Below are 23,645 nucleotides of genomic sequence, written 5' to 3' on the forward strand. Positions count from 1 at the left end.
CCACCGCTAAGGAGTTCACATGCCAGCAGACAAGCACGCAAGCGTTCATTGGGAAGGCGCCGGCAAGACCGGCAAGGGCCAGATCAGCACCGAAACGGGCGCACTGAAGGCGTACCCCTATGGATTCGCCAGCCGCTTCGAGGATGACAAGCGCGGCACCAATCCCGAAGAAATCCTGGGCGCCGCCCATGCCGGCTGCCTGACGATGGCCTTCGCGTTCGCGCTGGAGGGCGCCGGATTCACCGCGACTTCGATCGACACGAAGGCCGCGGTGCGCCTCGCCAAGGACGGCCCGGGCTTCAAGATCGACCGCATTCAGCTGGAGCTGGAGGCCGCCATCCCGGGCATCGACGAAGCCAAGTTCCAGGAGCTTGCAGCCGGGGCCAAGGCGGGCTGCCCGTTGTCGAAGGCGCTCGCGAGCGTGCCGGAGATCACGTTGAAGGCGACACTCAAGGGTTGAAGCTAAACCGGCACAGCTCTTGCGTACGGTCGGCGGATGAATTCCACCGACCTCTCCAGGAGCCATTCCATGAAGTATTCCAAGCGCCAGTTCGCGTCGATCCTCGCCGCGGCCGCGCTCTTCGGCGTGGGTGCGGCGCATGCCCAAAGCGCGCTCGACCACATCATGAAGGCCAAGACCATCAAGATCGCAGTGCCGACGGACTACCCGCCCTACGGCTCTGTCGACAAGAACATGACCCCGCAGGGGCTGGACGTCGAGGTGGCGCAGCTCATCGCCAGCAAGCTCGGCGTCAAGGTCGAACTGGTGCCGGTGACGAGTGCCAATCGCATCCCCTATCTGCAGACGCGCAAGGCCGATCTGGTGATCTCCACGCTGGGCAAGAACGCTGAGCGTGAGAAGGTGATCGACTTTTCCGCCGCATACGCGCCGTTCTTTCAAGCGGTCTATGCCGCCAAAAGCTTGAACATCAAGAGCTTTGCCGACATGGGCGGCAAGAGCGTGGCGGTCACGCGCGGCGCGATGGAGGACCAGGAGCTCGCCAAGGTCGCGCCTTCGAACGTCGACTACAAGCGCTTCGAGGACAACAACGCCACCATCGCGGCTTTCGTCGCAGGCCAGACGCAGACCATCGCCACGAGCGCGGCCGTCGCGGGCGACATGATGCAGAAGAACCCACAGCTCGCTGCCGAATACAAGCTGCTGCTGAAGGACAGCCCCTGTTTCATCGGCATCGCCAAGGGCGAGGACGCACTGAAGGCCAAGGTGAACGAAATCGTGGCAAATGCGAAGAAGGACGGAACGCTCGACGCCATGGCGAAGAGGTGGCTGGGCCGCCCTGCCGGCGACCTGCCAGTCTGACGCAGCCCAATGGGCATCGATTTCGACTTCGGCGCCGTCCTCGGCCAATGGCCCCTGTTGCTCAGGGGCGTGCTGTGGACACTGGGACTGACCGCCGTTGCCACCGTGATCGGGATGGTGGTCGGCGTCGCCTGCGCATGGGCGAGGGCCAGCGGGCCGACATGGTTGCGCTGGGTCGTGGGCAGCTATGTCGAGCTCATCCGCAATACGCCCTTTATCGTGCAGCTCTTCTTCATCTTCTTCGGGCTTCCGGCCGCGGGTTTCAAGCTGTCTCCGGAAGTGGCATCGATCATCGCGATGGTGATGAACCTCGGCGCCTATGCGACCGAGATCATCCGAGCGGGCATTGAAGCGACGCCGCGCGGCCAGATTGAAGCGGCGGTGAGTCTCGCGCTCGACAAGGTGCAGGTTTTCACCCGCGTCGTGCTGCCGCCGGCGATGAAAAAGGTGTGGCCCGCGATGGTGAGCCAGATCATCATCGTCATGCTGGGGTCCGCCGTGTGCAGCCAGATATCGACGGAGGAACTGAGCTACGCGGCCAACCTCATCCAGAGCCGCAACTTCCGGGCTTTCGAGGCCTTCATCGTCGCGACCGTGATTTATCTGGCGCTGTCGGTCGGCGCTCGCCGGCTGCTCAACTGGGCAGGTCCCAAGTACTTCTTCGGACGATGAAGTCATGAGCGATTTCTCTCTTTGGGACATCCTGCGCAATCTGTTGATGGCGTTGCGCTGGACCGTCGTGCTCTCGCTGATCGCCTTCGTCGGCGGTGGCGTGGTCGGCGGGCTGCTGCTCTTCGGGCGGCTTTCCGGCGGACGCGTGGCCGAACGATTGATCAGCCTGTACGTGCAGGTCTTCCAGGGCACGCCGCTGCTGATGCAACTCTTCCTTGCGTACTTCGGCATTGCACTTTTCGGCATCGATGTTTCCGCATGGACTGCGGCATCAGTGGCATTGACGCTCTACACCAGCGCTTTCCTGACCGAAATCTGGCGCGGCTGCGTGGCGTCGATTCCCAAAGGCCAGTGGGAGGCTTCCGGCAGCCTCGCATTGAGTTTCACCGAACAGATGCGCCACGTGATCCTGCCGCAGGCGGTCCGCATCGCCATCGCGCCGACAGTCGGCTTCCTGGTGCAGGTGATCAAGGGCACGGCGCTGGCATCCGTCATTGGCTTCGTCGAACTCACCAAGGCGGGAAGCATGATCTCGAATGCGACTTTCAAGCCCTTCGTCGTGTTCAGCTGTGTCGCCCTGCTCTACTTCGTGCTGTGCTTTCCAGTGAGCCTGCACGCCAAGAACCTCGAGAGGAAATTCCATGGCGCCCGTCGCTGAAGCACTCGCACAGGCCGTTGAGTCGTCCGCTGCGCCCGTCGTGTGCATTACCGCATTGCGCAAGTCCTATGGCAGCAATGAAGTGCTCAAGGGCATCGATCTCGAAGTCAGGCGTGGCGAGGTGATCGCCATCATCGGCAAGAGCGGATCGGGCAAGAGCACGCTCCTGCGTTGCATCAACGGGCTCGAAGCGTTCCAGGAAGGCTCCCTGACAGTCGATGGCAAGCCGCTGCTGCACGAAAGCGCAATGGCGATGCGCGACTTACGGCAGCGCGTGGGCATGATCTTCCAAAGCTTCAATCTCTTTCCGCACCTGACCGTCGGGCGCAACGTGATGCTCGCACCTACGCTGGTCAAGAAGCGCAGCACGACGGGGGCGGCGGCGCAAGCGCGCAAGCTGCTCACGCGTGTCGGCTTGGCGGAAAAGTTCGACGCCATGCCTGACCAGCTCTCCGGCGGCCAGCAGCAGCGGGTCGCGATTGCACGCGCCTTGGCGATGGAACCTGCCGTGCTGCTGTGCGACGAAATCACATCCGCACTTGACCCAGAGCTTGTAGGCGAAGTGCTGCGGGTCGTCGAATCGCTCGCCGTCGAAGGCATGACGCTCTTGATGGTGACGCACGAGATGAGCTTCGCGCGAAAGGTCAGCGATCGGGTCATCTTCATGCACCAGGGCCGCGTGCATGAGATGGGACCGCCGGGCGAGCTCTTCGGCAATCCTCGGACCGCCGAATTGAAACAGTTCCTTTCGTCGCTGCGCGACTGAGGCCAAGGACGGCGGGGAACCCGCCGGTTATGGCAAGCTCGGAGCGGTATGCGCAACCGCTCTCCCCTCCGTTCCCGACGTCTCTTGCTGCAGGCGCTGCTGGGCGCCGCCGCCTTTCCGGCCGCTTTCCCCGCGATGGCCGGCTTCAACTTCTTCACCAGCGAATACACCGCGAGCCGCGACGAACTCCAGGCGCAGATCGCCAAGCGTTTTCCAGTGCAGAAGCACTATGCGGAGATCTTCACCGTCAGCTTGCGTGATCCTCGACTGGGCCTCGATGCCCGCGAAAATCGCGCTGCGATCACGGCCCTGCTCATGATCAACAGCCCTCTGCTGCGGCCTTCGACGGTCGAAGGCATCGTCACCGTCAGCAGCGGACTCAAGTACGACGCACCTGCGCGCGCATTGCGCCTGGACAATCCGCAGGCCGATCGGATCGAACTGCAGGGCGTGACCGGACGCGATGCCGAGCGGCTTCAGCGTATCGGCGCTGTCGTTGCCCAGGAACTGCTGCGCGACCAGCCGTTGCGCACCTTCACCGCAGAGGAACTGACCGTCGGGCGCAAGACCTACGAGATCGGTGACATCACCGTGCAGGACGACGGCATCACCGTGCAACTCAAATGACAACGGAGATCGCATGATCGACTCGCTGCACCTACTTGTCCGAACTTGCCTGCCGTGGCTTGTTGCGGGCTCTTTGCTTGCTGGTTGCGCGTCGACCACGCAAGAGGCGAAGCCGCCCATCGACCTCCAGGCGCACCGGGGTGGACGCGCGCTCGCGCCGGAGAACACGCTTTCCGCTTTCCTGAATGCGATCGCATTGGGCGTAAACACGCTTGAACTGGACATCGGACTTACCGCTGACGACGTTGTCGTGATCTCGCACGACATGGCGCTCAACCCCGATCACACGCGAGACGTGCAAGGCCGCTTTCTCGTTTCGAAGGGTCCGCCTTTGCGCACGCTGACGCTGGCGCAATTGCAGACCTACAACGTAGGGCTTATCAATCCCGACAGCAACTACGCCAAGCTCTTCCGCAAGCAACTGCCGCGCGACAGCGAACGCATTCCGACACTCGCCGCGTTGTTCGAGCGCGTCCAGAAAATGGGAGCGGACCAGATCCGCTTCAACATCGAGACCAAGGTCGATCCGACGCACCCTGAAGAAACCGCACCGCCTGACCGCATGGTGCGCGCCTTGCTCGCCGAGATCGACAAGGCAGGGATGGCGCAGCGCGTGACAATCCAGAGCTTCGACTGGCGCACGCTCGCGCTGGTCGCCGAGCAGGCACCACAGATGCCGCGCGCCTACCTCACGAGCGCAAGCACGCTCAAGGACAGCCGCTGGACCGCGGGCCTGCGGGTCGAAGACTTCGGCTCTGTTCCTCGCCTGGTGAAAGCGGCGGCCGGCGACGCCAAGGGGCCAGTGATCTGGTCGCCCGCGTTCAACAGCCTCACCGCCGCCCTCGTGAAAGAAGCGCATGGGCTGGGCCTCCAGGTGCTGCCGTGGACTGTGAACGAACGCGCAGACATGGCGCGGCTGATGGATTGGGGCGTGGACGGGATCATCACCGACGATCCGGCCATTCTTCGCGACGTTATGAGCGAGCACGGCATGCCGCTACCGGCCCGGAATCGCTAGGCCCGCCAAGCCCTGTGCGGCACTACACGTGACGGGCAGTGCGAGTACGCGGCGCATCGGCCGGCTGCCGATCCGCTCGCGCATGCAGGGTTTCGATGATGTGGCATTGCGCATCGGTGCCGTCGCAGCAGTCGCGCAACGCAATCAGGTCTTTTTCGAGCGTGCGCAACTCGCGCAGGCGTTCGCGCACGTGGCCGAGATGCGCATCGAGCGCCACGCAGGCGGCCTCGCAATCGGCCTTGCTGCGCAAGTCGAGCGCAAGCAAGGTGCGCACTTCGTCGAGCGACATGTCCATCGCGCGGCACAGCCGGATAAAGCGTAAGCGATGCACATCGGCGTCGCCGTAGATGCGATAGCTGTTGTCGCTGCGCGCCTGGGGCTCGATGAGCCCTTCTTTTTCGTAGTAGCGGATGTTGGCGGCGCTCACGCCGCTCTGGGCGGCAGCGTCGCCGATGCGCAGCCCCTGTCCGGCAATCTTTGTTGGGTTGACCACGGGTCGGCCTCGAGTGACTTCAATGTCCGGATGGTGGCATTTCGCGGAAATCGCGGCAAGTTACGCCGAACTTCTGTGGATAACGTTGTGGGTTGAGCAAGGACTGCCATCCGCAAACGACCGCCCCATGCGGCTCCTGGCTGAGTTGCCTGCCAAACAGGCAATGAGCAACCATAATCGTCCGATGCGCGATTTCCCTACCTCATCGGCGCCCGGCGCGGGCGCCATCACCGATGTCGCCGGCATCGAAGTCGGCCATTTCACCGATCCACGCCGGCCGACAGGCTGCACGGTCATTCTTGCGCGCGACGGCGCGGTCGCCGGCGTTGACGTGCGTGGCGCCGCGCCCGGAACCCGCGAGACGGACCTGCTCGCGCCTGGCAACCTCGTTCAGCAGATTCATGCCGTGATGCTCGCCGGCGGCAGCGCCTGGGGGCTGGCCGCCGCAGACGGTGCGATGCGCTGGCTCGAAGAGCGCGGCGTGGGGCTCGACGTGCGCTACGGCACGCTGCCGATCGTGCCTGCCGCGGTGCTGTTCGACCTTCCCGTCGGCGACGCGCGCATCCGGCCCGACGCGGCCGCGGGTTACGCGGCGTGCGAAGCGGCCTCCGCCGCAGCGCCTGCGGAGGGCAACGTCGGTGCCGGCAGCGGAGCGCTCGTCGGCAAGCTGTTTGGCATACATCGCGCGATGAAAGGCGGCGTCGGCACCGCCTCGGTCACGGTCAACGGAGTCACTGTCGGCGCGCTGATCGCCTGCAACGCACTCGGTGATGTGATCGACCCCGATACAGCGCAAGTGGTGGCCGGCGCGCGCACCGAAGACGGCACCGCGCTGCTGGACACGCGTCGCGCCCTGCTTCGCGGCGAATTTCCCAAGCCGCTGCTCGCAGGCACCAACACCACACTGGGCGTGATCGCGACAGATGCGGTGCTTACGAAAGTGCAGGCCAACAGGCTCGCCACCGTGGCACACGACGGCCTCGCACGCGCCATCAACCCGGTACACACCATGAGTGACGGCGACACCTTGTTCGCACTTGCGACGGGGCGCGTGCCGCTGGAGGGCGACGCGCCAGGCATGACAGTGTTGAGCGCGATGGCGGCCGAAGTCGTGGCGCTAGCGACGGTGCGCGCTGTGCGAGCGGCACAGGCCGTGCGCATCGGCGAGCATCACTTTCCTTGCGCTGCGGACCTGGGTTGAAGCAAGTTTCTGCAGCCGCGCGTGCCAGGCTGGAAATGAACCACCGCAATCAACAGCAGCGCGCCCACCCCTGCACATAGAAGAAACTTCGCCGGTGAAATGATCGGAAACAGTTCGCGCCCGACGATCAGCAAGAGCAGCGAGATCCCAAGGACTGCCGTGAGCATCCTGCCCGCAAAAAGCAAACGAGTCTGGAGGTGATTCATGGTGCACGTATTGGACGTGCAGCCTGCTTTCCCATCAATCGTCCATGCGGATGAGGCGATGGCCTCCTGGTCCGACCGAAGTGCTATGCCGGACATGCCTGTGCAAGCGCTTTGTAACCAGCACCGGCCCGAATCAACTGAAAATGCCGCTGCCGCAAATGGCACGCCCCCGTCCCGAGTCTCTCCCACGCCCGCGCATGCCCCAACCCATTCGACTCTTCCTCCTCTCCATCCGCGACCTGCTCGCGTCGGCCGGACCGGTCGTCTTCCTCGTCATTGGCCTGCTGGTCGCGGCGTATTGGTGGCTTCAGCCGCAACCGCCGAAGACGGTGACGCTTGCAACCGGGCCATCCGGCAGCGCCTACGCCGGGTTCGGCAAGCGGTATGCGGCGGCACTCAAGACCAATGGCATCGAGGTGGTGCAGAAGCCGACCGACGGCTCTTTCGACAATCTGCAACTGCTTCGCAGCGGTGAAGCCGACGTGGCTTTCGTCCGTGGCGGCAGCGCCGACCCGGTGAAGGACGAGGAGGCCGGCCTGACCTCGCTCGGAAGCCTGTTCTTCGAGCCGCTCTGGTTCTTCTATCGCACCGACGCGGCACGCGGCATCGATCGCAAGACGGCAACCCTGACGTCGCTCACCCAGTTCCAGGATCTGCGCATCAACGTCGACAAGCCGGGGAGCGGCGTGCCGGAGATCATGGACAGGATGTTCCGCGCCAATCACATGGACCCGGCCAAGCTCGAGTTGTCCAACTTGGAGCAGACGCCGGCCACGGAGGCGCTGCAGGCCGGCCTGCTCGACGTCATCGTGCTGGCATCGGCGCCGCAATCGCCGCTCGTGCAGCGGCTGCTGCGCGCGCCCGACATCCAGTTGATGGACTTTGCCCAGAGCGATGCCTATTCGCGCCGCTTTCCTTTTCTTCAGCCGGTGACGCTGCCGCGCGGCGTGGTCGACCTGGCCGCCGATCTGCCGTCGCACGACATTTCGCTGCTTGCCGCAACGACGTCGCTGCTGTCGCGCGAGGAGACGCACCCCGCCATCCGGCAGCTTTTCGCGCAGAGTGCGCAAACGCTGCATGGCGGATCGGGCTGGTTCAACCGCGCGCGCGATTTTCCGAACACCCGCACCAGCGAACTGCCGGTGAGCCCCGAAGGCGATCGCGCCATCAACGGCACCCCGCCTTTCTGGCAACGGTATCTCCCTTTCTGGGCGAGCAACCTCGTCGAACGGATGTGGCTGGTGCTCGGCGGCTTGCTGGTGCTGATGCTGCCCTTGAGCCGCATCGTGCCGCCGCTCTATCAGTTTCGCGTGCGTCGGCGTGTGTTTCGCTGGTATGCGAGATTGCGCGATGTGGAAGCCAGGCTCGAGTCGCAGAGCGGCGATGCGGACGCACTTCTGAAGGAACTCGATGCGCTGGACCGCCGCGTCAACCAGGTGGCTGTTCCGCTGTCGTATGCGGATGAGCTGTATGCGCTGCGGAACAACATCTACGCCGTGCGCAAACGCATCCTGGCGCGTGCGCAGGTCGACGAAGACCCGGACGCGTGGCCTGAGCCCGGCTCCGCCTGAAGGCCCCTCGATCCTTCGCTAACGCTGCAGTCGCAGCAGCTTGCCGCTGGTGCTGTCGGTCAGCAGATAAAGCCATCCGTCCGGGCCTTGCCGGACGTCGCGAATACGCTCGCCGCGGTCGGCAAGCAAGCGTTCGCGCGACACAACGGTGTTGCCATCGAGGGTGAGGCGCCATAACGCGGTGCCGGCCAGCGCGCCGATGAAGAGATTGCCCTTCCAGTCCGGAAGAGCGTCGGCGGTATAGAAGGCCATTCCGCTGGGGGCGATCGACGACTTCTGCGTTCCCGGTGTCCAGGTGGAGCCATCGATTTCTTCCCAGTAGGTCAATGGCTGCTCCATGCCCGCTTTGGCAGTCCCCTCGCCCACTTGGGTCAAGGTGCCGTACTCCTGGCCATAGCTGATGATGGGCCATCCGTAGTTCCGGCCCGCCAGCGTCAGGTTGACTTCATCGCCGCCTTGCGGACCGTGCTCGCTGGTCCAGAGGTCGCCCGTCACCGGATGCAGCGCAGCGCCCTGCGGATTGCGGTGCCCATAGCTCCAGATGTGGGGCTGGGCACCGGGCATCGCCAGGAACGGATTGCCCGGCGCCGGCGCGCCATCGGTGGTGATTCGCACAACCTTGCCGTTGCCGCGTGAAAGATCCTGCGCAAATCCACGTTGCGTATCGAGTTCCCGCTCACCCATCGTCACGAAAAGATAGCCGTTGCGATCGAAGGCGAGACGCGAGCCGAAGTGCGCAGTGCTGTCCACTTTGGGCGACTGGCGATAGATGACGGCAAGATTGCCGAGGCTCAGGTGCTCCGTGTCCAGCTCGGCCCGCGCGACGGCGGTGCCATTGAGGTTCGGATCGGCCCCGTCGCGCTCCGAGAAGCTGAAGTAAATCCGCCGATTGCTTGCAAACGCCGGATCGAGCACCACGTCGAGCAATCCACCCTGCCCCACTGCCGCGACGGCCGGAACGCCACTGATCCGATCGGCTCCGCCATTGGCCGGCGTGCCGTCCGCGTTGCGCAGCCTCAACTGCCCGCCGCGTTGCGTGATCAGCATGCGGCCGTCAGGCAGGAACGCGAGGCTCCAAGGAGTGTCGAGATCGGTTGCGAGTTCGACGACCTTTACGACCATCGGTGACGATGGCGGCGCGGTGGCAGGAGTCGAGGGGTTCGCGGGGCCAGGCGGGGCGCCGCTGGGGGAAGGCGTCGAAGGGGCCGGCGTTGCGCTGCCATCAGGCGCAGGCGCCCCTGTCGAAGGCGCTGTCGAGGGGCCGGCAGCAACGCCAAGAGTCCCGGGCGAAAAGCCCCCGCCCCCACCGCCCCCTCCACACCCAGCCAGGAGGGCGCACGCCATCACGAAGCATCGCGTCGTCAAGTTCATGTCCATCTCCTCGGCGCTCATCACGCCAAGCTGGAAATGCGATTGAGACCGCGGTGCCGACCGGCACCGCCGACGCCAAGACTCTACTACTTGAGCGCCTTGAAGCGCATCCGGTGCGGCTTGGCACCCTCTTCGCCGAGTCGCTTTTTCTTGTCGGCTTCGTATTCCTGATAGTTGCCGTTGAAGAAAGTCCACTGGCTATCGCCTTCAGCGGCCAGGATGTGCGTCGCGATGCGGTCGAGGAACCAGCGATCGTGGCTGATCACCAGCACCGAGCCCGCGAATTCGAGCAGCGCGTCTTCCAGCGCGCGAAGCGTTTCGACGTCCAAGTCGTTCGACGGTTCGTCCAGCATCAGCACGTTGCCGCCCGCGATGAGCGTCTTTGCCAGGTGCAGCCGCCCGCGTTCACCGCCGGAAAGCGTGCCAACCTTCTTCTGCTGGTCCGCACCGTTGAAATTGAAGCGCCCCGCATACGCACGGCTCGGCATCTGGAACTTGCCGACGTTGATGATGTCCAGGCCGTTCGAGATGTCTTCCCAAACGGTCTTCTCGTTCCCGAGTGCATCGCGGTTCTGGTCGACGAACGCCATCTTGACGGTCTGCCCGATGACCACCTCGCCCGCGTCCGGCTTTTCCTTGCCGGCGATGAGCTTGAAGAGCGTCGACTTGCCGGCGCCGTTCGGGCCGATGATGCCGACGATCGCGCCGGCGGGAATCTCGAAGCTCAGGTTGTCGATCAGCACCCGATCGCCAAAGGATTTGGTGACGTTCTTGAACTCGATCACCTGGTTGCCCAGACGCTCCGCCACAGGAATGAAGATTTCCTGCGTTTCATTGCGCTTCTGGTATTCGAAGTCGCTCAGTTCCTCGAACCGGGCAAGGCGGGACTTGCTCTTGGCCTGCCGCGCCTTGGGGTTCTGGCGCGACCACTCAAGTTCCTTCTTCAGGGCCTTGGCGTGGGCTTCTTCGCTCTTCTGCTCCTGCGCCAGGCGTTCGCCCTTCTGCTCGAGCCAGGTGCTGTAGTTGCCCTTCCATGGAATGCCGCGGCCACGGTCGAGTTCGAGAATCCATTCGGCGGCGTTGTCGAGGAAGTAGCGATCGTGGGTAATGGCCACCACGGTGCCCGGAAAACGCTGCAGGAACACTTCCAGCCACTCGACGGATTCGGCGTCCAGGTGGTTGGTCGGCTCGTCGAGCAGCAGCATGTCGGGCTTGCTCAGCAGCAGGCGGCACAGCGCGACGCGGCGCTTTTCGCCGCCCGACAGCACGCCGATGTTGGCGTCCCACGGCGGCAGACGCAGCGCATCGGCAGCGATTTCGAGCTGGTGCTCCGAATCCGTGCCGGCGGTGGCGATGATGGCTTCCAACTCGGCCTGTTCAGCCGCAAGTGCGTCGAAATCCGCATCTTCGGCGCCGTAGGCCACGTACACCTCTTCGAGGCGCGCCTTGGCGGCATAGACCGCACCCATGGCTTCCTCGACGGATTCGCGCACGCTGTGCGCCGGGTTGAGCTTGGGTTCCTGTTCGAGATAGCCGATCGTGAGACCGGGCATCGGCAGGGCTTCGCCCTCGATTTCCTTGTCTATGCCGGCCATGATCTTCAGCAGGGAAGACTTGCCAGAGCCGTTCAGGCCCAGCACGCCGATCTTGGCGCCGGGAAAAAACGAAAGCGAGATGTCCTTCAAGATCTGCCGCTTGGGCGGCACGGTCTTGCTGACCTTGTTCATTGTGTAGACGTACTGGGCCATCAGATTGCTTGCATTTCAGAAAGTGGGAGGGATTGCGTTCACCGAGAAACGGCGCGCCGAACATCGATTATCGACTCATGCGACAATCGCGTCTGTTGCCGGGTCCAGTTGCCCGCAACACCGGCTCTCCGCCGGGGACGAAGAAGGCCATTCCCTCGACAAAGGGCGGGCTTTCAGGCTCCCACTCCTGACCTTCATCCGCCTTTACTGGCTCGACGTCAACGTGACGACCGAGCGGGCGGATACCACTGCGCCGTGTAGGGCGCTTATTGAACTCAATGAACTTTGATGAACTGAAGCTGGCTCCGGCCATCTTGAAAGCCGTGCATGAGCAAGGCTACGAAAATCCCACGCCGATCCAGGCGCAAGCGATTCCCGCCGTCCTCGACGGCCATGACCTTCTGGGCGGCGCCCAGACCGGCACCGGCAAGACCGCTGCCTTCACCCTCCCCCTGCTGCACAAGCTCACCATGAGCCGCAGCGCCACCAACAAGTTCGGCGGCACAGGCATCCGCGCCCTCGTGCTGACACCCACGCGTGAACTCGCAGCCCAGGTCGAAGAATCAGTTCGCACCTACGGCAAGTACCTTCAGCTCAGCTCGACCGTGATCTTCGGAGGCGTCGGCATGAACCCGCAGATCAGCAAGCTCAAGAGCGGTGTCGACATCCTGGTCGCAACGCCCGGCCGCCTGCTCGACCTGCAGCAGCAAGGCATGCTTGATCTTTCGACCGTGCAGATGCTGGTGCTCGATGAAGCCGACCGCATGCTAGACATGGGCTTCATCCACGACGTCAAGAAAATCCTCGCACTGGTGCCCAAGGAAAAGCAAAGCCTGCTCTTTTCGGCCACTTTCAGCGACGAGATCCGCGACCTCGCCGCAACGCTGCTGAAGAATCCGCAGAGCATCCAGGTCACGCCGCGCAACACGACCGTGCAGCGCATCACCCAGGTGATCCACCCAGTGGGCCGCACGAAGAAGAAGGCGATCCTCGCGCACATCATCAACGAGCACAACTGGAGTCAGGTGCTCGTATTCACACGCACCAAGTTCGGCGCCAACAGCGTGGCTGAGTTCCTGACCAAGAACGGCATCCAGGCGATGGCGTTGCACGGCAACAAGAGCCAGAGCGCACGCACCCAGGCACTCGCCGGCTTCAAGAGCGGCGAGATCCGCGCCTTGGTCGCGACCGACATCGCGGCGCGCGGCATCGACATCGACGAGCTGCCGCACGTCGTCAACTACGAAATCCCCAACGTCAGCGAAGACTACGTCCACCGCATCGGCCGCACCGGCCGCGCGGGGGCGAGCGGCGAGGCTGTGAGCCTGGTCTGCCTCGATGAAGAAGGTTTCATGCAGGAAATCGAGCGCTTCACGAAGCAGCAGATTCCGGTCAAGCCGATCGAAGGTTTCGGCCCTGAAGAAGGCGAGCGCGCCGAGCCGATCGCAATGGGTCGTCAGACGATCTGGGGCGGCGCCGGTCGCCCGCCGAGCCGTGAAGTGATGCAGGCCGCGGCCAAGGCGGCGCGCCAGGAAATGATGCAACGCATTCGCGAGAACAAGGGCGGCCAAGGCGAACGCAGCGGCGGCGGCAACGGCGGCGGCATTGGCGGTGGTCAGCGCCGCGGCGCTGGTAACGGCCAAGGCCAGGGCGCTCCTGCCGGGCGCAACGGCGGTGGGCAAGGTCAAGGCGCTCGTGGCCAGGGCGGCCGCGGCCAAGGTCCGGCACGTGGGCCGCAAGGACCGGCGCGCGCGCCGCACCACGCGCCGACGCACCATCACGCGCACGATCATCACGAGGAACGCCAGCCGCGCCATCACGGCAACAGCCACAGCCCAACGCAAGCGGATGCGGTCGCGCACCTGCGTGCAGAAGCAGTCGGCGGTGCCGCAGGCCAGCCTGATCCGTTGCGCACCAGCGTCGACAGCCTTGGCGGCCGCGGCCGCCGTGGCGGCGGCGGCGGCGGTGGCGGCTACGGCGGCAACCGTTCCGGTGGCGGCCGTTCAGGCGGCGGCGGCGGTGGTCGCTCCGGCGGCGGGTACGGCGGTGGCGGCGGCTACGGCGGTGGCCGCTCATCCGGTCGCTGAGTTCGACCATTCATCAGAAAAGGGCGCCAAGGCGCCCTTTTTCAATGAGACTGCCGTCCAGGCACCACCGGAGAGGCCTTCACCCCAACCGCTTCCCGCTCTCCCGGTCAAACAGATGCACGCTTTCGCTCGCAATCACGAGCCCGACCATCTGATCAGGCTCGGCATCCACCCGCCCATGAATGGCGAGCGTGATCTTCGCTTCACCCACTTCAACAAGCAACTCAGTCTCCGCACCGGTCGGCTCCACCACGACCACCTTCGCCGGCACGCCATTCGCGACATCCGACAGCGTCATGTCTCCCGGCCGAACGCCGTAGTGCACGGCCTTCCCGTCTGCCGCCAAAGCACCCGCAGGCATCGGCCACATCGCACCATGCGCCTCGAAGGCGCAGTGTCCGTTGCTGCGCCTCACGGTTCCTTCGATCACGTTCATTGCCGGTGATCCGATGAACTGCGCGACGAAGAGGTTGTCGGGCCGGTCGTAGAGTTCGAGCGGCGTGCCGATCTGCTCGACCGCGCCGTCGTGCATGACGACGATGCGATCGGCCATCGTCATCGCCTCGATCTGGTCATGCGTGACGTACACAGTCGTCGTCTTCAGGCGTTGATGCAGCGCCTTGATTTCGGCGCGCATCGCGACGCGCAGCTTGGCGTCGAGATTGGACAACGGCTCATCAAAGAGAAACACCTTCGGGTCGCGCACAATCGCGCGCCCCATGGCGACGCGTTGCCGCTGGCCGCCCGACAGCTCTCGGGGGTAGCGTCCGAGCAGTTTGTCAAGGTTGAGGATCTTCGCCGCATCCGCCACGCGTTTCTCTGTCACGCCCTTGTCGGCATTGCGAAGCCGAAGGCTGAAGCCCATGTTTTCGCCGACGGTCATGTGCGGATAGAGCGCGTAGCTCTGGAACACCATCGCGATGTCGCGGTCCTTCGATTCGAGTTCGTTGACCACACGGCCGTCGATCATGATCTCGCCGCCGGAGATGTCTTCCAGCCCTGCAAGCATGCGCAGCAGCGTCGACTTGCCGCAGCCGGACGGACCGACCAGCACGACGAACTCCCCATCCTCGATCTCGAAACCGAGCCGCTCGATGATCCGCGTCTTGCCGTATGACTTTTGGACGTTCTGAAAAGTGACTGAAGCCATGTTGTTGTCTTTCCCTTAGCTCTTGACGGCACCGGCGGTAATGCCGCCGACCATGTAGCGTTTGAAGGTGTAGTAGATCGCAGCGGGAGGCAGCGCATAGATCAGGCCGGTGGCCATCAGCAGTTCCCAAGGGGAATCATCGGCCGCAAGGAAGTTGCCGAGCGCCACCGCGAGCGTCACGCTCCGGTCGTTCGACAGCAGCAAGAAGGCATAGAGGTATTCGTTCCAGGCCAGCAGCAGTGCATAGGTGCCAACTGCGACGAGCGAGGGCACCATCAGCGGCAGGTACACCATCCGGAAGAGCTGCAGGGGCGATGCGCCGTCCATGCGCGCGGCTTCGTCGAGTTCATACGGCAGCTTGTCCGAAGCCTGCTTGAGCACCCAGATGCAGTACGGCGACGCGATGGTCACCATCGCGAGGATCAACGACCACTGGCTGTTGAGCAGCCCATAGTTGCCCATCGTCTTGTACATCGGCACTGCGAGGAAGGCTGCAGGGATGAAGTACGTGAAGAGCGCCATGTTCATCACCGTGCGCCCTCCCTTGACGCGCAACCGGCTGATGGCGAAGGCCGAGGTGGTCGCGACGAACAGGGTAAGTGCGCCGACCGCAACGGCGATCAGCACGGAATTGCCGAGCTGCAGCCAGAAGTGGTCCAGATAGAAGTGCCTCTGATGAAAGACGGTGCTGAAGTTGTCCAGCGTGGGCGACTTGGGCCACAGGTGCCCGGACGTGGCCTCGCCGCGCGGCGAGATCGCGAACAGCACCATGTGATAGATGGGGATGATCGTCCACAGAAGAACGGGAATGCCGATCAGCAGGAGCTTGGCCTCGGTGCCGACGGACTTGAGCGTCCAGCGTTTCATTTCGCCCTCCAAGTGTTCATTTCGACAGCCTCTTCATCATGAAGTAGACAAGGGGCAGTACCAAGGGCATTGCGACGACGATCGATGCCATGGACAAGTCGACTTGGTCGAGCCGCAAATACCGGATGCCCAGCGTCGCAAGCACGTGCGTCAAGTCCGCGGGCCCTCCGCCAGTCAGCAGATAGACGCTGTTGAAATCGCCCAGCGTCCAGATCATCGACAGGATCAGCGACGTGACATACAACGTGCGCAGCGCCGGCCAGCTGATGAACTTGAACTTCTGCCACGACGTTGCGCCGTCGACCGATGCAGCCTCGTACTGCTCCGTCGGTATCGAAAGGCGCCCCGCGACCAGGATCAGCGTCCAGAAGGGCAGCGACTTCCAGATGTGCATCAGCATCGCGAAGCTGAGCGCCAGCGTCGGGTCGTTCAGCCAGTTGGGCCCGTCGAGCCCCGTCAGGCGAAAGATGGTGGTGTTGATCACGCCCCACTCGGGGTTGAGCATGAACCGCACCGAAAGAATGGTCGGGATCGACGGCACGGCCCACGGCAGGATGAAGATCCCCGAAAGAATCTTGATCCACCAGCGCGACTGCACGAAGAAGCCCGAGAGCACCAGCGCCACCACCATCTTGAGATTGATGGCGACGACCAGGAAGATGATGGTGTTGATGACCGACCTGAAGAAGATCGGATCGGCCACCAGGTGCTCGTAGCTTTGCGGATGGCGTGCCAGCCACAGGCCATAGCACACCGGATAGAGAACGAAGACCAGGAACACCAGCAGGTAGGGGACGACCATCATCCGCCCCCAGAACTGCCAGCGCCCGGTTTTCGAGGCAGGCGTTGCGGCGGCGCCAGCAGCATTGGTCACGATGCTTGTTGCAGTGGAACTCATGGCAACCGCCGATCAGTATTGCAGTGTTGATTATTGAGCGACGGTCTTGATGCGCTCGATCATCTCGTCGACCGCCTTGTCCACCGGCACCTTGTCACTCACGATGCGGTTCATCGCCTTGGCCCACACGTTTTCGTTGTTCAGGATGGTGAACTTGTAGTTCTTCGTGAATTCGAAAGTCACCGTGCCGGCAGCGTACTGGTTGTAGACCGACTTGCGATGCGAATCGGCCTGCCAGAACGGGCTTGCCTGCCCCGCCTTGGTCACCGGGAACCAACGGCCGAGCGAGCCTTCGACGTACGGCGTGAGGTTTTCTTCCTGCATCAGGAAAGTCACGAACTCCTTCGCGCGCTGCTTGTTCTTGCCGTCCTTGAACACCACGCCGGTCTTCACCGCAGTGCGATAGACCATCTTGCTGCCATCAGGCTTCGTCGGAAAGCCGGCGGTGCGGATGCGCTCGAAGTAGTTCTTCTTGGCTTCCTCGCGCTGTTCAGGCGTGAGCGTCGCGTTGTTCGAGTCGTCGAGCCACTTGGCCGGCAGCGAGATGGTCGCGTTGTGCGTCATCACCGTCGTCTTGTTGTGGAAGGCGACGTTGTTGTCCGGGTCCTTCCAGCTCGTCGACGATGGCGGTGTGCAGCCCTTCTGGTAAGGCGCCACGTAATCGGTCATGGCGTTGATGAGGCCCGTGCGCACCGCAGGATCATCGACCAGCAGCTTGCCGCTGTCGTTCACCATCTTCACGTTGTAGGCGTCCGCGAAGGTCAGGAACGAGTAGAACGAATCACTCGAATCAACGCCCATGGGCATGCCGGTGCCGAAGAGGCGCTTGCCCGTCTTCTGGCGGACCGCCGGCTGGACCTTTTCGCACCAGAACGACCAGTAGTCCTTCCAGGTGGTCGGAATGTCCGACTCCTTGAAGCCTGCATCGGCCAGCATGTCGATCCAGTAGTTGATGTGCATCGTCTGCTGTTTGATCGGGAAGGCGTAGTAGGCCTTCGACTTCGTCGTGTTGTTGTAAAGGAACGTGGTCTCGACCGTGTTGGGCGCAAAGCGGCTCACCATGGGCGCGAGCACGCTGCTGATGTCTTCGAGCTTGTTGTCGTAAGCCCACTTGCCAGTCACCTGGAAGTCATAGACGTCGGCATAGGCCACATCGGGCGGGCTGCCCGAGTCGAGGGCCGACACGGTCTTCGGAATCATGTCCTGCACGGGATATTGGGACAGCTCGACCTTGACCCCCTTGTGCTTCTCCTCGAACTTCTTGATGGCCGCGAAGAGCGCCTCGTCTTCCGCCTTGTAGAAGCCCTTGACCCACCAGACGGTGAGCGTCTCCTGCGCCGACGCCTGGCCGGCGACCGCGAGGCCCATCGCCATCAGCGCGGGGATCATCAATGCCTTCAACTTCATGCTGCTGTCTCCTTCTTTGAACGGGATTGCTCGATGCACGAGCGCGGGTTGGAAAGCGAAACGGGTGCGCCTCAGGCTGTGGCCTTGAGTCGCTGTGGTGGACGACCGAGCCGAGGCAGGCGGCGTCGCGAGCGCAGAACTTCTTCGATGTCCTCGCGCGCGCCTTCGATCAGCCGGGTGATGGCCCGCTCGGCGCGCGCGGGGTTGTGGGCGATGACCGCGTCGAGCACGGCGCGATGCATCGGCAGCGACAACGCCGGGCCGTCCTTCTTGATGGTCGATATCTCGAAACTGGTGCGCAACAACGCATGCAGCGCCTTGCTCATCTGCGCGAGCATGCGATTGCGTGCGGCGCGCAGCAAGCCGTGATGAAAGCGCAGGTCGAAGGTCACGTAGTCGCCGCCGTACTCCACGGCTTCCTTCATGCCCGCATAGGCGATCTCGATCTCCTCGATGTCTTCGGGCGTTGCGCGCTCGGCAGCGAGCCGCACGGCCGCAGGCTCGACGACGCGGCGCAGATCCTGAAGATCACGCAGGAACTCCGGCGTGAGGCCCGCGCGGGCCTGCCAGGTGATGACGTCGGGGTCGAACCAATTCCATTCGTCGTCGGGCAGCACCCGCGTGCCGACCTTCGGTCCGGTCACGATGAGTCCCTTGGCAACGAGGGACTTCACGGCTTCGCGCACGACCGTGCGACTGACGCCGAACTCCTCGCACAGCAGCGGCTCGGCGGGCATCGGCGCACCAATCGCAAAGCGGCGCGAGACGATCGCCTCACCCAGCAGGTCCAGCGTACGGCCGTGGGTATTCTTGGTCATTCGCTGCCTCAGGCGTCCACCGGCGTCAGCAGCGGCGCACCGGAGAAATGCGCTTGCAGGTTGTCGAAGGTGAGCTTGCCCATGGCTTCGCGGGTTTGCTTCGTTGCGCTGCCGATGTGCGGCGTGAGCACCACGTTGGGCATGTTGCGCAAGGCTTCAGGCACGTTGGGTTCGTTCGCGAAGACGTCGAGCCCGGCGCCGGCAATCACGTTGTTGCGCAGTGCCTCGATCAATGCGGGTTCGTCGACCACGCTGCCGCGCGCAACGTTGATCAGATAGCCTTCGGAGCCCAGCGCCGCGAGAACGCGCGCGTCGATCATGCCTCGCGTCCCTGCGCCGCCCGGCGTGATCACCACCAGGAAATCAACAGCCGCTGCCAGAGCGGCAGCGTCGGGGTAGTAGGTGTAGCCGATATTGGCGCGAGGCGAACGCGCGGTGTAGGCGATCTCCATCTTGAAGGCGCTCGCACGCTGCGCGATCGCCTGGCCAATGCGCCCCATGCCCACAACGCCAAGACGGCTGCCCGTCACTTTGCGGCTGAGCGAAATGGGGCCGGCAGGCCATTCATTGGCACGCACGAAGCGATCTGCCTGGGGGATGCGACGCGCGACGGCGAGCAGCAACCCGATGGCGAGATCGGCCACGTCATCGTTGAGCACTTCGGGCGTGTTGGTCACAGGCACGCCTCGCTCGTGGGCGGCGGCAACATCCACGCCGTCGTAGCCGACGCCGAAAACCGAGATGACCTCGAGTGCGGGCAGTTGCGCGATCAGCTCGCGCGGCACCTTCGCTTCGCCGTTGGCGACCACGCCGCGAATGCGCGGCGCGACGCCTGCGAATGCGGCAGGGTCGCTGACATGGATGCGGTCATGCACTGTGTAGTCACGGCGCAGCGCCTCCATGAGAAACGGCATCAAGGGAGCGACCACCAGCAGTTCCGGTCGAGCGGTCTCGTTGGCGGCATTGATGGCTGACATGCGTTCGTCCCTCCAGCCTTCCGGCGTTGTCGATTCTTATCATATGATGATTGAAATCGATGCCCCGCAGGACAAACCCTGATGGCGAAGTCAGCTCTGCGGCATCACTGGGGCGTCAAGCTGCCTTTGCACGGGCGACGAAGCGGCCCGCGCGCGCACCTGTCGCGCGCCCTACTCCTGTGTAGCTCAAGATACCGTTGACCCACACGCGCTCGATGCCTTCACTGAACTGGCGCGGCTGCTCGAATGTCGCGCCATCCTTGATGCGCAGAGGATCGAACACCACCACATCCGCCATGTAGCCCGCCTTCAGCAGGCCGCGTTCGCCGATGCGAAAGCGCGATGCCGACATGCCGGTCATCTTGTGGATCGCCTGTTCGAGCCGCAGCAAGCCCTTTTCTCGCCAATAGCTCGCAAGCACGCGCGGGAACGCACCCCACAGGCGCGGATGCGGCCTCTCGTCATGCGGCAAGCCATCGGAGCCGATCATCGAGAGCGGATGCAGCATGACGCGCTGCACATCGTCTTCACGCATCTGGAAGTAGCAAGCATTGCCAGGCTTGAGCCTCACAGCAGCCTCTTTCTGCGAAACGCCCCACTGAGAAGCAATGTCGGCCAGGTAGCGCCCGCCCATCTCGGGATGCGATTCACTGCCGGTGATCAGCACGTCGATGATCCCGTCGACCAGGTCTTCGCGCAACACGGTGGAGCCCGCCGTGTAGGGATACACATCCATGCCGATCTCCTGGCCGAGCGCGAGTTGCTCGATGAGCGGCAGCGTCTCGCGCGTGCGTCCCCAGTTGTCAGGGCCGGCGCACTTGTGGTGGGAGATGACCAACGGCAAGCCGGACTGGCGCGCCGTCAGGGCCGCCTCTTGCAACGCAGGAAGAATGCCTGCCAGTTCGTCGCGGATGTGCGTCGCGTAGACGCCGCCATTGCGTGAAGCGACCGTGGCGACCGCGACAAGCTCATCGACGTCTGCGGCGTAGGCTTCCGCGTAGAACACGCCTGACGAGAGCCCCAAGGCGCCCGCATCCATCGCCTCTTGCATGCTCGCTGCCATTGCAGTGCGCTCAGTCTCATTGGCCGGGCGGTCGAGCGAGGCCATGTGACGCATGCGCAGCGCCGTGTGCCCGAGCAATGCGGCGACATTGACGCCCGGACGCGCAGCGTTCACTGCGTCGGCGTATTCATGCATCGTGCCGTGGCGGAACTGCTCGCGCCCCAACAGAGACAGCGGCGCCAAAGGTTCATCGGTCACAACAGGCGCGAGCGAAATGCCGCAGTTGCCGACGATGACCGTCGTCACGCCCTGCGAGAGCTTGGGCAGCATGTCGGCCTTCTCGATCGCGGCTGCATCGTCATGCGTGTGCACGTCGATGAACCCTGGCGCGATGACCATGCCGCTGCAGTCGATTTCTTCAACAGTGCCGCCCACGCGCAAGCTCGCAAGCAAGTCTGGAGGCGTTTCCCCGGGGGGAGCAACCGATGCGATGCGGTCACCGACCAGCAGCACATCGCCGAGCCAGCCTGGGCTGTCGCTGCCGTCGACGATCTGCCCGCTCTTGAGCAAGGTCGATTTGCCAATGTCTTGCGTCATCATCTCTCGTCGTCGAAGGTCTCGGTCGCGCCGGAATATTCGGCGCTGTCGAAGCCGTGCTTGTGAAGGAGCTGCTTGAATTGCTGCAGACCGCGCGTCGCGACAGGACCGAGCTTCTGCGCGAGCCGCACCATCAGTATCTCGATCACCACGAGATGCGCAAGGTATGCCTCGGTGCCCACGCGCATCACCGCATCCTGCGGCACCGACACGGCAAGGACAAGATCGGCAATCTCTGCCAGTTGGGTGCCAGGCTGCGTCAGCGCGACCACCGTAGCGCCCTGCGAACGCGCGAAGCGCGCGGCCTCCAGGGTGTAGGGCATGCGCCCGACGTGCGAGATGACGAAAGCGACCCCGTCCGGGCCCAAGGTGCTTGCCGACACCAACTGCTGGTGCGCGTCGAAGATTGCGTTCGACGTGCAGCCCAGACGAAAGAGCCGGCTTTGCAGTTCGCTCGCCATGAACGTGGACGCCGCGCCAACCGAGTAGCAATCGATGCGTCGCGCAGCGGCGAGTCGTGTCGCGACCTGATCGAGAACGTCGACATCGATGCGCCGGCCGAGTTCGGTCAACGACGAAACGGCCGCGTGAATGATCTTGCTCGCAACGTCGCCCGCGCTGTCTTCCGCCAGCACACTGCGGTGCAGGTACGAGCCGGTCACGGCAAGGTCCTGCGCCAGCGCGAGCATGAATTCGCGCACCGATTCAAATCCGAAGCTGCGGCAGGTCCGTACGATGGTCGGCATCGAAACACCCGCCTGCTGCGCGAGTTGCTCGACAGTCGCTGCGACGGCGGCGCGAGGGTCTTCGAGCACGCACTGCACGACACTGCGCTGCGCAGCCGGCAACTCGGCCATGCGTTCGCGCAGGCGTTGCAACAGTTGAGCGGACGGATTGTTCATTGCAGTGCGGCCTTCAGAACCGAGTGCTGATGGCGCCCGTGACCGCCATGTCGTCATCGACGAGGGCCATCCAGCGCCACTTGTCGAAGGTCGTGCAAGGATGCGAGATGCCGAGCGCCACCCGGTCGCCTACTTTCGGTACGGCGCGAGACGGATCGAAGCGCAGGTAGGCGTGCTGATCGTTGAGGGCGCTGACTGTCCAGCCTGCAGGCGCATCGGCCGCGACTCGCGCCCCGCGCGGCGCATGGCGCACGGGGATCGGCATCTCCAGGTCATAGGAGATATCGCGCCGGCCGCAAGTCAGGAGCGCCAAGCCGGGCTCCGGCACCGATTGAACGATGGCCCACACTTCAAGCGCGGCGCGCAAGGAGCTATCCAAGCCCTCGCGCTTCTCGACCTGCTTCAGAAAGCGCGCGTAGTTGCCGTCATCGTGCGTGACATAGCAACCGGAGCGCAACACGCCTTGCACCGGCCGGGACATGCCTTGTGCGCGAAGCAGCGGCACCACCAGGTCGAACACCGCTGAGCCGCCTGCGGTAAGCAGCATCGTGTCTTCATGGAACAGGTTCTGTGCGTCGCAGCGGCGGGCCACTTCGAGCACACGCTCGACCAGCGCCGTGACTTCGCGCGCGTCGTGTTCGCTGTCGCAGCGGGCAAGGCCGCCTTCGTAGCATTCGATTCCACCCAACTGCGCAGCGGGCGATCGCGAGATGGCCTCGGCGAGTGCAAGCGCTTCTTCGAGCGTGCGGCAGCCAGTGCGCTGGCCCGGAATCCCGATCTCCACAAGGACATCGAAGCGACGCCTGCTCTGGCGGCGCTTCGCCCAGTCTTCGATCAGCGACAGTTGCGCAATCGAATCGACAAGGAACCAGACGCGCAGATCGCCGCGTCCGGCCAGCAGCATCTCCAGCCCGTCGAGGTCCGCATCGCACACGACCTGGTTGGCGATGATCGCGCGCCGCGCTCCGGCCTCGACACCGACCGCAAGCTGGTAGATGGTGGCGAAGGTCAGTCCCCACGCGCCTCCGGCAAGTTGTTGCGCGAACAGTTCGGGCGACATGGTGGTCTTGCCGTGCGGCGCGAGAGTCACGCCTTTGCGCCGTGCGTAGTCCTGCATCCAGGCGATGTTGTGCGCGAGCGCCGAGCGGCGAATGACTGCCAGCGGATACGCCAGATCATCAGCCAGCACGTTCCAGCCCTTCTGTCCGATGTCAGCAGCGCGGCAGGGCGCGGCATGCAGCGGATAGCTCTTGCTTCGATGGTCGAGGATCAGTTCTTCTGTCATGT

At 63.8% G+C, this 23,645-nt stretch carries 22 protein-coding genes; 10 read left to right on the plus strand and 12 right to left on the minus strand.

The genetic code is table 11. The features are described 5' to 3' along the window. The first annotated feature begins 19 nt into the window (after positions 1–19). The 7 genes from AC1DMA_RS23690 to AC1DMA_RS23720 all read left to right on the plus strand — a co-directional run bounded on the left by AC1DMA_RS23690 (position 20) and on the right by AC1DMA_RS23720 (position 5,062). Positions 20–460, plus strand: a complete 441-nt coding sequence (locus AC1DMA_RS23690) for an OsmC family protein (RefSeq protein WP_478145675.1) — start codon at positions 20–22, stop codon at positions 458–460. Positions 461–529: 69 nt separating this feature from the next. Beyond that, positions 530–1,321 carry a transporter substrate-binding domain-containing protein gene (locus AC1DMA_RS23695; RefSeq protein WP_478145676.1) on the plus strand — a complete coding sequence of 264 codons (792 nt, stop codon included), beginning with the start codon at positions 530–532 and terminating at the stop codon, positions 1,319–1,321. Between the two features lie 9 nt (positions 1,322–1,330). Next, positions 1,331–1,993, plus strand: coding sequence for an amino acid ABC transporter permease (locus AC1DMA_RS23700; protein ID WP_478145677.1), 663 nt, complete (start codon positions 1,331–1,333; stop codon positions 1,991–1,993). Positions 1,994–1,997: 4 nt separating this feature from the next. Then, positions 1,998–2,651 (plus strand): amino acid ABC transporter permease, encoded by a 654-nt coding sequence (locus AC1DMA_RS23705; protein WP_478145678.1) that lies wholly within the window; start codon positions 1,998–2,000, stop codon positions 2,649–2,651. Next, the gene (locus AC1DMA_RS23710; protein WP_478145679.1) at positions 2,635–3,417 is read left to right on the plus strand and encodes an amino acid ABC transporter ATP-binding protein; all 783 of its coding nucleotides are present in this window, start codon (positions 2,635–2,637) and stop codon (positions 3,415–3,417) included. Before AC1DMA_RS23705 ends, AC1DMA_RS23710 begins: the two co-directional genes overlap by 17 nt. Positions 3,418–3,465: 48 nt before the next feature. After that, positions 3,466–4,044, plus strand: coding sequence for a DUF1439 domain-containing protein (locus AC1DMA_RS23715; protein WP_478126946.1), 579 nt, complete (start codon positions 3,466–3,468; stop codon positions 4,042–4,044). A 13-nt stretch (positions 4,045–4,057) separates the two neighbouring features. Continuing rightward, entirely contained in the window at positions 4,058–5,062 is a 1,005-nt protein-coding gene (locus tag AC1DMA_RS23720) for a glycerophosphodiester phosphodiesterase (RefSeq protein ID WP_478145680.1), read from the plus strand. Between the two features lie 22 nt (positions 5,063–5,084). Here the strand turns inward: AC1DMA_RS23720 and AC1DMA_RS23725 are convergent, their stop codons facing one another. Beyond that, positions 5,085–5,555 carry a Cd(II)/Pb(II)-responsive transcriptional regulator gene (locus tag AC1DMA_RS23725; RefSeq protein WP_478126948.1) on the minus strand — a complete coding sequence of 157 codons (471 nt, stop codon included), beginning with the start codon at positions 5,553–5,555 and terminating at the stop codon, positions 5,085–5,087. Positions 5,556–5,739: 184 nt separating this feature from the next. Here AC1DMA_RS23725 and AC1DMA_RS23730 point away from each other — a divergent pair, with 184 nt between their 5' ends. Together AC1DMA_RS23730 and AC1DMA_RS23735 are read left to right on the plus strand one after the other, a co-directional pair. After that, positions 5,740–6,756: a P1 family peptidase gene (locus AC1DMA_RS23730; protein WP_478145681.1), complete on the plus strand. Its 1,017-nt coding sequence runs from the start codon at positions 5,740–5,742 to the stop codon at positions 6,754–6,756. 403 nt (positions 6,757–7,159) lie between these two features. Then, complete coding sequence (locus AC1DMA_RS23735) at positions 7,160–8,533, plus strand: TAXI family TRAP transporter solute-binding subunit (protein WP_478126950.1); 1,374 nt, start codon at positions 7,160–7,162, stop codon at positions 8,531–8,533. Positions 8,534–8,551: 18 nt separating this feature from the next. On the opposite strand, the gene AC1DMA_RS23740 is transcribed toward AC1DMA_RS23735, so the two are convergent. Both AC1DMA_RS23740 and ettA read right to left on the minus strand, forming a co-directional pair. Continuing rightward, positions 8,552–9,904: a PQQ-dependent sugar dehydrogenase gene (locus tag AC1DMA_RS23740; RefSeq protein WP_478145682.1), complete on the minus strand. Its 1,353-nt coding sequence runs from the start codon at positions 9,902–9,904 to the stop codon at positions 8,552–8,554. 86 nt (positions 9,905–9,990) lie between these two features. Beyond that, positions 9,991–11,652, minus strand: coding sequence for an energy-dependent translational throttle protein EttA (ettA, locus tag AC1DMA_RS23745; RefSeq protein WP_478126952.1), 1,662 nt, complete (start codon positions 11,650–11,652; stop codon positions 9,991–9,993). A 278-nt stretch (positions 11,653–11,930) separates the two neighbouring features. Here ettA and AC1DMA_RS23750 point away from each other — a divergent pair, with 278 nt between their 5' ends. Beyond that, positions 11,931–13,739 carry a DEAD/DEAH box helicase gene (locus AC1DMA_RS23750; protein WP_478126953.1) on the plus strand — a complete coding sequence of 603 codons (1,809 nt, stop codon included), beginning with the start codon at positions 11,931–11,933 and terminating at the stop codon, positions 13,737–13,739. A 79-nt stretch (positions 13,740–13,818) separates the two neighbouring features. Here the strand turns inward: AC1DMA_RS23750 and AC1DMA_RS23755 are convergent, their stop codons facing one another. The 9 genes from AC1DMA_RS23755 to AC1DMA_RS23795 all read right to left on the minus strand — a co-directional run bounded on the left by AC1DMA_RS23755 (position 13,819) and on the right by AC1DMA_RS23795 (position 23,643). Continuing rightward, complete coding sequence (locus AC1DMA_RS23755) at positions 13,819–14,889, minus strand: ABC transporter ATP-binding protein (RefSeq protein ID WP_478145683.1); 1,071 nt, start codon at positions 14,887–14,889, stop codon at positions 13,819–13,821. Between the two features lie 15 nt (positions 14,890–14,904). Beyond that, entirely contained in the window at positions 14,905–15,756 is an 852-nt protein-coding gene (locus AC1DMA_RS23760; protein WP_478126955.1) for a carbohydrate ABC transporter permease, read from the minus strand. 16 nt (positions 15,757–15,772) lie between these two features. After that, a complete protein-coding gene (locus AC1DMA_RS23765) occupies positions 15,773–16,654 on the minus strand; it encodes a carbohydrate ABC transporter permease (RefSeq protein WP_478126956.1) in 882 nt (293 codons plus the stop codon). A 30-nt stretch (positions 16,655–16,684) separates the two neighbouring features. Then, positions 16,685–18,061 carry an ABC transporter substrate-binding protein gene (locus AC1DMA_RS23770; protein ID WP_478126957.1) on the minus strand — a complete coding sequence of 459 codons (1,377 nt, stop codon included), beginning with the start codon at positions 18,059–18,061 and terminating at the stop codon, positions 16,685–16,687. Between the two features lie 71 nt (positions 18,062–18,132). Beyond that, positions 18,133–18,879 (minus strand): FadR/GntR family transcriptional regulator, encoded by a 747-nt coding sequence (locus AC1DMA_RS23775; protein WP_478126958.1) that lies wholly within the window; start codon positions 18,877–18,879, stop codon positions 18,133–18,135. Positions 18,880–18,887: 8 nt separating this feature from the next. Beyond that, on the minus strand, positions 18,888–19,856 hold the full coding sequence (locus AC1DMA_RS23780; RefSeq protein ID WP_478145684.1) for a 2-hydroxyacid dehydrogenase: 969 nt from the start codon (positions 19,854–19,856) through the stop codon (positions 18,888–18,890). Positions 19,857–19,971: 115 nt separating this feature from the next. Then, positions 19,972–21,456 (minus strand): N-acyl-D-amino-acid deacylase family protein, encoded by a 1,485-nt coding sequence (locus AC1DMA_RS23785; protein WP_478145685.1) that lies wholly within the window; start codon positions 21,454–21,456, stop codon positions 19,972–19,974. Next, a complete protein-coding gene (locus tag AC1DMA_RS23790) occupies positions 21,456–22,358 on the minus strand; it encodes a MurR/RpiR family transcriptional regulator (RefSeq protein WP_478126961.1) in 903 nt (300 codons plus the stop codon). The genes AC1DMA_RS23785 and AC1DMA_RS23790 overlap by 1 nt, the downstream gene beginning before the upstream one ends. A gap of 13 nt (positions 22,359–22,371) precedes the next feature. Further along, complete coding sequence (locus tag AC1DMA_RS23795) at positions 22,372–23,643, minus strand: amino acid deaminase (RefSeq protein ID WP_478145686.1); 1,272 nt, start codon at positions 23,641–23,643, stop codon at positions 22,372–22,374. Positions 23,644–23,645 lie beyond the last annotated feature (2 nt).

Source organism: Variovorax sp. 05N34, assembly GCF_056397405.1.